This window comes from Acidobacteriota bacterium, assembly GCA_034211275.1.
GTDB lineage: Bacteria > Acidobacteriota > Thermoanaerobaculia > Multivoradales > JAHZIX01 > JAGQSE01.
The window spans coordinates 1-8,797 of sequence record JAXHTF010000253.1; the positions used below are offsets into that span (position 1 = coordinate 1).

The 8,797-nt window shown below is 64.6% G+C and carries 9 protein-coding genes; all 9 read right to left on the bottom strand.

The features are described 5' to 3' along the window. Window positions 1–561 (bottom strand): class I SAM-dependent methyltransferase (locus SX243_23850; GenBank protein MDY7096020.1); only part of this gene is annotated, 561 nt, incomplete at its 3' end. Beyond that, window positions 542–2,677 (bottom strand): glycine--tRNA ligase subunit beta, encoded by a 2,136-nt coding sequence (glyS, locus tag SX243_23855; GenBank protein ID MDY7096021.1) that lies wholly within the window; start codon window positions 2,675–2,677, stop codon window positions 542–544. The genes glyS and SX243_23850, both read right to left, overlap by 20 nt. Then, window positions 2,674–3,576: a glycine--tRNA ligase subunit alpha gene (locus SX243_23860; GenBank protein MDY7096022.1), complete on the bottom strand. Its 903-nt coding sequence runs from the start codon at window positions 3,574–3,576 to the stop codon at window positions 2,674–2,676. The genes glyS and SX243_23860 overlap by 4 nt, the downstream gene beginning before the upstream one ends. Before the next feature lie 72 nt (window positions 3,577–3,648). Beyond that, window positions 3,649–3,795 (bottom strand): hypothetical protein, encoded by a 147-nt coding sequence (locus SX243_23865; protein MDY7096023.1) that lies wholly within the window; start codon window positions 3,793–3,795, stop codon window positions 3,649–3,651. A 422-nt stretch (window positions 3,796–4,217) separates the two neighbouring features. Next, a complete protein-coding gene (locus tag SX243_23870; GenBank protein MDY7096024.1) occupies window positions 4,218–4,568 on the bottom strand; it encodes a hypothetical protein in 351 nt (116 codons plus the stop codon). An 11-nt stretch (window positions 4,569–4,579) separates the two neighbouring features. Continuing rightward, window positions 4,580–5,575: an RHS repeat-associated core domain-containing protein gene (locus SX243_23875; protein MDY7096025.1), complete on the bottom strand. Its 996-nt coding sequence runs from the start codon at window positions 5,573–5,575 to the stop codon at window positions 4,580–4,582. Between the two features lie 132 nt (window positions 5,576–5,707). After that, a complete protein-coding gene (locus tag SX243_23880; GenBank protein ID MDY7096026.1) occupies window positions 5,708–6,211 on the bottom strand; it encodes a DUF6714 family protein in 504 nt (167 codons plus the stop codon). A 173-nt stretch (window positions 6,212–6,384) separates the two neighbouring features. Then, a complete protein-coding gene (locus SX243_23885) occupies window positions 6,385–6,921 on the bottom strand; it encodes a hypothetical protein (GenBank protein ID MDY7096027.1) in 537 nt (178 codons plus the stop codon). A gap of 1,018 nt (window positions 6,922–7,939) precedes the next feature. Beyond that, window positions 7,940–8,707: a DNA repair protein RecO gene (recO, locus tag SX243_23890; GenBank protein MDY7096028.1), complete on the bottom strand. Its 768-nt coding sequence runs from the start codon at window positions 8,705–8,707 to the stop codon at window positions 7,940–7,942. Between the last annotated feature and the right edge of the window lie 90 nt (window positions 8,708–8,797).

The window sequence follows — 8,797 nt, forward strand, 5'->3', positions numbered from 1 at the left end:
ACGGCGGTCGAGGAAGGAGAGGAGCTGCCGTCCCAGACGCCGCAGGGCTACCTCCAGCCGGCGCCGGGGATGAAGGCTGGGGGGCATTTCGTAGGGCAAATCCCAGGCCGAGCCCACCAACAGCAGCAGGCCGCCGGGGCGCAACACCCGGGCCGCTTCATAGAGGGTCTTGCCGGGGTCGTGAAAATGTTCCAGCGCGTAGGTGGAGAGCACCGCGTCGAGGCTGGCATCCGCTACCGGCAGGTTCTCCCCGTCCCCCCGCACCCGGCTGCCGGGACGGCCCTGCTCCGCTGCCATCACCAGCCCGGTGGTGGAAACGTCAAAGCCGATGTAGCGACATTCCGCCGGCAGCCAGAGGGCGTTCTCACAGGAACCGCTGCCCAGATCCAGAATCTGCTCCCCGCCCGCCAGATACCCCAGCAGCACCCGCCGTTCCGGCGTCGCCTCCGGATTGGCCGCCGCCGCCATCTGGTAGTACTCCCGGCTACCGTCCCAGAACTCCGCCAGCCGGCGTTTGTTGTCCGGCTCCGGGGCTTCTGAATCAGGCTTCGGCGCGGCCACGGTGCTCCGCCTTGTCCACCACCAGCTCGGTGAGGTGGGCGATGGGCGAGATCACCCCGTCGATGCTCTGCAGCAGGGCGACCCGGTTGTTGCGCAGGGTCTCGTCCTCCGCCATCACCATGACCTCGTCGAAGAAGCGGTCGAGGGTATCCGCCAGCTCCCCCACCCGTTCCAGGGCCGCTTCGTAGTCTCCCGCCGCCACCGCCTGCTCGACGTCCTTCTGCAGCGCCTCGGCGGCGCGGTGGAGGTCCTGCTCCGCCGCGTCCTCCAGACGACTGGCATCGAGCTCCCGGGGCGGCTGGTCCTTGAGGATGTTGGCGATGCGTTTGGCGGACAAGGCCACCGACAGGAAGCCCGGCTGCTCCCGCAGGCCGTGCACCGCGTGCACCCGGCGCTGAAGGTCCGGCAGATTCTCCGAACCCGCCGCCAGACCGGCCTCGATCTCGTCGTAGGCCAGCCCCTGGCGGCCCAGCAGATGGCGCACCCGATCCAGTAGGAAATCGCGCAGCGTCTCCCGCAGGGTCGCGGCATCGAGCTTCAGCCGCTCGCCGTAGAGCTGGCGGGCGCGCTCGGCGATGGCCAGGGGCGAAACCCTCAGATCTCCCTCCAGCAGCAGCCGCACCACGCCCTGAGCGGCGCGGCGCAGACCGAAGGGATCCTTGCTGCCGGAAACCTTGAGACCGATGCCCAGGATCCCCACCAGGGTGTCCATGCGGTCCGCCAGAGCGGTGACCTGTCCGACCCGGCCCCGGGGCAGCTCGTCGCCGGCGGAGGCGGGCTTGTATTGATCGTAGATCGCCTGCCACACCGCCTCCTCGTGGCCTTGCTCCCGGGCGTAGATGCCGCCCATGACGCCCTGGAGGGAGGAGAATTCCTTCACCATCTCGGTGGCGAGATCGACCTTGAGCAGCACCGCCGCCTCCGCCGCGGCCTCCGCTTCGCCCTCCCAACCCAGCTCCCCGCACAGCCAGCGGGAGAGCTCGGTGAGGCGCTGGGCCTTGTCGGCGTAGCTCCCCAGTTTGACGTGGAAGGTCAGGCGCTCCAGATCCGGCGCCCGCTCCGCGAGGGTGCGCTTGCGGTCCTCCCGATGGAAGAAGACGCCGTCCTCCAGCCGCGCCGCCACCACCCACTCGTTGCCCGCCTTCACCCGGCCGATGGGATCGTCGGGCCGGTCCATGACAGTGAGGAAGGCCGGGCGCAGCTCGCCCGCCTCGTCCTCCACCGTGAAGGCGCTCTGGTGGTCTTTGAGGCTGGCGATGAGCACCTCCCGAGGCAATTCCAGGAAGCGCTCCTCCAGCTCCCCCGCCACCACTCCCGGGATGGCGCAGACCGCCGCCAGCCGATCCAGCAGCTCGTCGTCCTCCACCAGGCTGCCGCCGGCTTTCCGGGCGTGGTCGCTCATGGTCTCGTAGAGCTGCCGGCGACGCTCCCGGGGATCGATCTCGATCTGCCGCTCCGCCAGCTTCGACCGATAGTCCTCGGCGGAGGTCACGGCAAAGGGCTCCGGCGAGAGCACCGGGTGCCCGACGGTAGTGTCGCCGCTGGCGACGCCGAAGAGCTCGAAGGGCACCACCTCGCCATTGAACAGAGCCACCACCCCGTGCACCGGCCGCACCCACGGCCCGGTGCCGGTGCCCCAGTGCATATTCTTCGCCCAGGACAGCTCGCGCAGAATCTCCGGCACCATCTCCGCCAGCACCTGCGGGGCCGGCCGACCGACGATGGAGCGCAGCGCCGAGACGTATTCACCGCGGTCGGTGTCGATGCGCTCCAGCTCCTCCGGCTCCAGCTCCACTCGCTTGGCAAAGCCCAACAGCGCCTTGGTGGGATTGCCGTCGCCATCGAAGGCCACCTTCGCCGGTGGCCCCATGAGGCGCTCCTCGCGGTCCGGCTCGGTCTCCGGCACCCCCGCCAGGATCAGCATCAAGCGCCGCGGCGTGTAGCCCGTCTCCACCCGCCGGGGGCCCAAGCCCCGGGTGGTGAGATCCTCGAACAGCCGCTCCGCCAGCTCCTTGACCGCCGGCTCGAGCATGCGGGTGGGAATCTCCTCCGCCCGCACCTCCAGCAGCAGCTCACCGTTGGGCTCCTGTCCCGCTCCGCGCTTGCTGGCGCTCATGCCTCACCTCCCGCCGCCGCAGCGGCTTCCGGCAAGAGCGGGAAGCCCTGCCGTTCCCGGCTCTCCAGGTAGCTTTCAGCGCAGGCCACCGCCAGATCCCGCACCCGCTTGATCAACGCCACCCGCTCGGTCACCGACACGGCGCCGCGGGCGTCCAGCACGTTGAAGAGATGGGAGCATTTGAGCGCGCATTCATAAGCCGGCAGCACCGCTTCCGCCTCCAAACACCGCCGCGCCTCCTTCTCGTTGCCGTCGAATTGCAGCTGCAGGAAGTCGACGTCGGCGAGCTCGAAGTAATAGCGCGACATCTCCGCCTCGTCCTGATGCCGCACCTGCCGGTAGGTCGGCCCGCCGGGCACCCACTCCAGGTCGTAGACGTTGCGCGATAGCCCCAGGAACATGGTGATGCGCTCCAGCCCGTAGGTGATCTCGGCGCTGATGGGCGAGAGCTCGATGCCCCCGGCCTGCTGGAAGTAGGTGAACTGCGTGATCTCCATGCCGTCGAGCATCACCTGCCATCCCACGCCCCAGGCTCCCAGCGTCGGCGCCTCCCAATTGTCCTCCTCGAAGCGCAGATCGTGCTGCGTCAGGTCCAACCCCAGAGCCTCCAAGCTGCGCACGTAGAGTGCCTGGATGTCGTCCGGGTTGGGCTTCAAGATGACCTGGAATTGGTAGTGCTTGCCGAGCCGGAAGGGATTGTCCCCATAGCGCGCATCCGCCGGCCGCCGCGACGGCTGGACATACGCCACCCGCCAGGGCTCGGGCCCGAGGACCCGCAAAAACGTATCGGGGTGCATGGTCCCCGCCCCCATCTCCAGATCGTAGGGCTGCTGCAACACGCACCCCTCACCGGCCCAGAAGTTGGTCAGGCGCAGGATCACATCCTGGAATGACTGCATGGTCGATGACCTCGTACAAGAGATTTCGTGGCTTCCGCCCCAGAGCTCCAGGCCCCAGAGGGAGCCCCGACGCTACCGAATTGGCGGGCTGGGGTAAAGGCTGGGGCGGGACCAAAGGCGGATCTCGGCGCACTCGAGGTGCTCGGGGCTGTTGTCGTAGACGATCTCCGCATCTGCGGGAATGGGCAGGCTCGCGAAGGCTTCTTCGAAATTTGCCACAGCCTCCCCAACCTTCAAGTCGTCGTAGGACAACCGCTCTGCGCTAGTCGTATTGATCTCAGGGGACCATCCAACTAGGGAGACGAGTCAAGAAATCGAGGCAACGCAAAGCCGCTCGACGAGCTTGTTCCTGCGCGGTACGGTGTCCCTGATCGCCGCCACGAAAACAGCGCTCGTTGATCTCTTGACGCGCGTCATAGCGTTCGAGAGTCCGGCGAAAATTCTCTTCCAGACTTTTGGGGTTCATCCCCGGAGTGCATCGCCTCCCAGCGCCCTTGCAAGCCCGATCCACCAAAAACTGCAGGAGCCCTTTCTCATTAGCGTCGCAGTCGCTGCATCTGGGGTGGTCGAGGCTCTGGCCGCTGTGGGTGATGGCTGTGAGCCGGCGTTTCGAGAGGGGCACCAACGGATCGTCTGCGAATTCAAACCAAGCCTGCTCGATGAAGTTTCCGGGCGTGTAGCACCACCTGCAAGGCCCCACCGGGCCCCGTCAGCAAAACTGCCGCACGTAGCCTCTTCCGGTCGTCTTCTTCGAACGCCTGTTCGAATTCCAGAGAGCGGTACAGAAGGAAGAGGCAGAATAGACAGATGGGAATTCCAATGCCTCCAAGCAGGAGGAGAACGTTCTCAAGGAACTGAAGATTCCACTGAACGTAGACCACGGCGATTAGAAACCCCGGCCAGGCGACTCCCGCGAGTGCTGTGAGGCTCCTGACTGCCCACCTATAGGAATCAAGCTCGATGGTGGGTTTCTTATTACTAGATTCTCGCATTGAGTACTTCGCTACCTTTTCTGAACATCGCAGGTGCTATAGGCAATGCCTGCGCCTAGCGACTTCGCGATGCCAACTACCACGGTTCGCTTTCCAGTAGAGAGCGGCCCTTTGCCGCAACCGGACACAGAGACGGTGACGAAGAAAACATTGCCCACGATGGAGCTCTGGTCACCCAGCAAATCATCCTCAGAGCAGCCGCAAGCTGCAGGTGCGAAGGGCGTACCTGTTTCGACGCCGATGCCGAGGCCGAGTATAGGACCTCCCAGCCAGCAGGTGGCTTTCACTTTGACTTTTGCCATTGGGCTGGATAAACATTTAAATGATCCCCGTGAGTGTGAGAAGCCACCTCCCGCTGCAAATGAAAAGCCCCATCCTTCGTACTGCCACTCACCCCCGGGGCATTCGTCGTTGCACTTGCAGGCTTGAAGGCCAGCAGGGTCGATCAGATTAGTGGGGTTACTCAGAGCATAGATAAAGGGGTCAACCACGGTCCTTTGCACAACTAGCAGTGGATCGACCTTTCCGTAGCGCCCCACCTGAGGCTGGTACCACCTATTGAGGTTATATACGATGCCCTCCCCCTCGCTCGCCTCCTCCCAAATCCCATCCTCCCACTGCCCCGGAAACCGCAGATCCACTCCCGCCACGCTCGCCCCCGAGTAATCCGAGCCAAACGGCTCGAAGCCGCCCTGCCACAGCTCCATCCCCGCCGCATCCGTCGCCAGCACCGGAGTGCCCAGGTGATCCACGCTCAACCACCTCACCTCCGCGACACCGCCCACCGGAACATCCATCTGCGCCACCGGCCTGCCGGCGAAGTAGAAGTAGTAGCGAGTGCCTTCCTCCGTCGGACCGGTGAAGTGGGTGACGGCGTGGAGGAGCCCTTCGGAGCTGTAGACACTCACCAGCGAGGGGTTGGTCGAACAATCCGCGGTGCCAGCTCCGATGTCGGAGCCGACAGAGCTTGTCCAGCACGAGCCGTCTCCGGCTTCGAATCCGTCCACGAAGATCTCGCTCAGCGAGCTCGCCTCGGCGCTCGCCAGGAAGCTGCGAGGATTCTTCTCGAGGGGATCGCCTTCGGTAGAGAGCGCTCCAGGCGCTCTCGGTGCCATCTCCCCAAAAAGGCGCTGAGAGGGTCACTGTCCAAGCTCTGAATCCTGGTCCATCCCATCAATTGCCGCCTGGATCTCCCGGGCTGAGAGTTCCGAAGGATGCAGCTCCTGCAAAAGCTGCAGGCTAGCGCGTAGCGCATCCTTCTGGTTCTCGGCAAGACCATCCATCCGCTCCCGGTGGATTGCTTTCAGAGACTCGAGCCCTGGAGTCTCCAGAGCTACCAGGAGAGCCATCGGTGCAAGATCGACATCGTCCCAAGCCACCAAACTCAGCCTAGCCCAGGCAGGAAGGTAGAACCGGAAGGCAGTCGGAGTTAGGAAGTACAGGGCTGAGCTGTCGTTCGCTATTTCCTCTGCGGTGATGTCCCTCCAGTGCCTGCCAGAAATGCGTTTACGGATCTGGGCGCACTCGAGATGCTCAGGGCGGTTGTCGTAGACGACCTCTCCCTCTGCAGGAATGGGCAGACTCGCGAAGGCTTCTTCGAGCCTGGCAAGGGTCTGGAGTATCTGGGTATTCGCTTTGGGCACTCTACGCCTGCACTAAGCCAGAAGGTGATGTCTTCTAGGCTCAGCTACTCCACTCCAAGGCATCCTCAGAGAGAGCTGCCAGGTCAGGATTCTCTTTCAAGGGCTCGAAGATTTGACGCAAGTCGGACCTCTCCGGATGATCCGAGGTCCTGCCGACTAGGCGGAGAAGGACCTCAATCATCCACCTCCACATACCCCAGGAAGCGGTCGCCCCGCAGGGTCCGCATGAAGTCCCGGTGCTGGCGTTTCTTGCGCTCTTGGTCGCGGCGCCATTGCTCGTCGCGGCGGCGGCGGATTTCTTCGTCGGCTTCGCGCTGCATCCGGCGCCGTTCTTCCCGCATCCGGCGCAGGTGAGCGTCGCGCTCGCGGTTGATGGCGGCGATTTGTTCGCGCTGGGTTCGCTGCAGATGACGCTTCTGGGCGAAAAACGCTTGTTTGTAGTGGGTCAGCTCCTGCTGCGCCGCCGCAGCCTCCTTGGCGAGCTCATGCTTGCCGTGGCGGGCATAGCCCTCAGCCCGGATCCTGGCTTCGAGGACGATGTGCTCCATATCCGCGATCCAGCTCGCCGCCAGGGCCAGTTGCTCGGCGTCGAGGGCTTGGATGTTGGGGAATGCGTAGGTGAGGCGATTGCGGAAGGCCTCGTAGGCGGTGGCGAAGTCTTCCCGCTCGTCGTCGTGCCGCTCCGGGTCGATGGGTTCTTCTCGAACCATCTCCACCGGCTCTGAGACGCTAGCTGTGGACCCCGAACCGGAGACCGGTTCCGGTTCGCGCTGGGAATCTTCGGGGGCTCCGGGATCCACTCGGCGACCGCCGGTCCAGGGCTTGAATCTCGTCGGCGGCGATTGCGGCGATGCGCCCGCGATCTCGGTCCCCGGCCGGGAAGGAGCCTCGGGCTCTTCGGGCCCCAGCCAATGCTCCACCAGACTTTTCCAATCTTCTATCGACACGATGGGCTCTCCCTTTCCTGTTTCAAGAAAGCCTTCCAGCAATACCCTAGGATCTCTCGGGGTCGAGAGGGCGCGGCGACACAGGAGTAGCCGAGCTCTTCTGGGGAGGCGCAACGCCGTCCGGCGCGAAAAGACCGGGGAGAGCGGAAGGGAATTGTCAAGCAGAACACTAGCAACCAGCAGCGGAGTCGGCAAGAACGCTATACTGCCAGGATGAAAGTACTCACTGGCCGGGTTGTCGCAGGAAAAGTCGAAGTTCCAGCAGACCTCGCCGAGGGCACTGCGGTGACTATTCTAGCCCCGGAGGCAGAAGGCTATCGGCCCTCTGCCCAGGAAGAGACCGAGCTCTCTCAAGCTCTCTCGGCGATCCGCAACGGAGATTTCGTCGATGGTCGAAGTCTCCTCGCTGAGCTCAAAGGCTCGCGAGCTTGACGAGCCGAATTCGAGTCTCTCCTCAAGCAGCTCGCCAGATCCGCCGGGCAGACCAATGGTGGTCAACTCACCGACCCAAAGCACCTGGAGCTGTTCGGGAGGATCTCGAGCAAGCCTTCGATCTCATCTCTGAGCTGCCTGGTGCCGGTGAGTCGGTACACCATTCCCGGATCCCAGGAATCCGCCGCCTCTTACTCAGCCGAATTCGCTACCATCTCTACTACCTGGCAGACCCATCAGAAGATCTGGTGGAAGTGCTAGCCCTCTGGCACACCAGCCGAGGCTCCAAGCCTGCTTTGAAGTAGCCGTACGAGGTCTCGAGGCCTCTTCCCTCTCCCGACGCCTCCCCTCACAACTCCCCCCCCAACTGCCGCCGCGTCTTCTCCAACACCTGAAAGCTGCGCAGCTCCCCTTGCAGGAACGCCCTCCGGATGTGGGTGGTGAGGTCTTCGACTTTGGTCAGGACGCCGGGGGTGGGGGGATCGGTGGCGAGGCGGCGGAGGGGGCGGCGGAGGCTGTGGGTGAGGAAGTCCAGGACTTGCTCGCCGACCACCAGGGAGCCGGGCTCGTTGCCGGCGCATTGGGAGCACAGGAGGGTTTCGCCGTTGGGGGGCAGGACGGCGCGGCCGTTGAACGGTCCACCGCATTGGGGGCATTGTTCCGGCGGCGGAAAGATACCGGCGAGGCGCAGGATCCAGCTTTCGTAGTAGCGCGCCGCCAGGGGGCGGGGGGCGCCGGCGAGGAGGGCTTCGACGGTGCTGTCGAGGAGGCGGAAGTGGAGCTCGCCGCTCTCGTTCTCCTGCACGAATTCGGCGGCCTGCTCCGCCAGGCAAGCGCCTAAGAGGATGCCCTCCAGGTCTTCTTGCAGCTTGCCGGCGGCGCGGATCAGCTCGACGTTGGAGATGCGGGTGAGGTCGCGGCCGGGCTTTTCCACCCAGGTGATAGAAGCCCGGGCCAGAGGCTGGAGCTGGCCGGCGAAGCGGCTGTGCTTACGGCGGGAGCCTTTGGCGACCCCCTCCCGTTTGCCCAGCTCTCGGGTCAGATAGGTGACGATGCGGTCCGCGTCCCCCAGGTCCCGCACGTCCAGCACAAGAGCCTCGGCGGTGTGCAGCTCCATGGATCGACTTCTGAGAGGAGCTCGCTAGCGGCTAGGGGACCAGGAAGGTGATGAGCAGGGAGACCAGGCCGAAGTAGACCAGGATGCCCA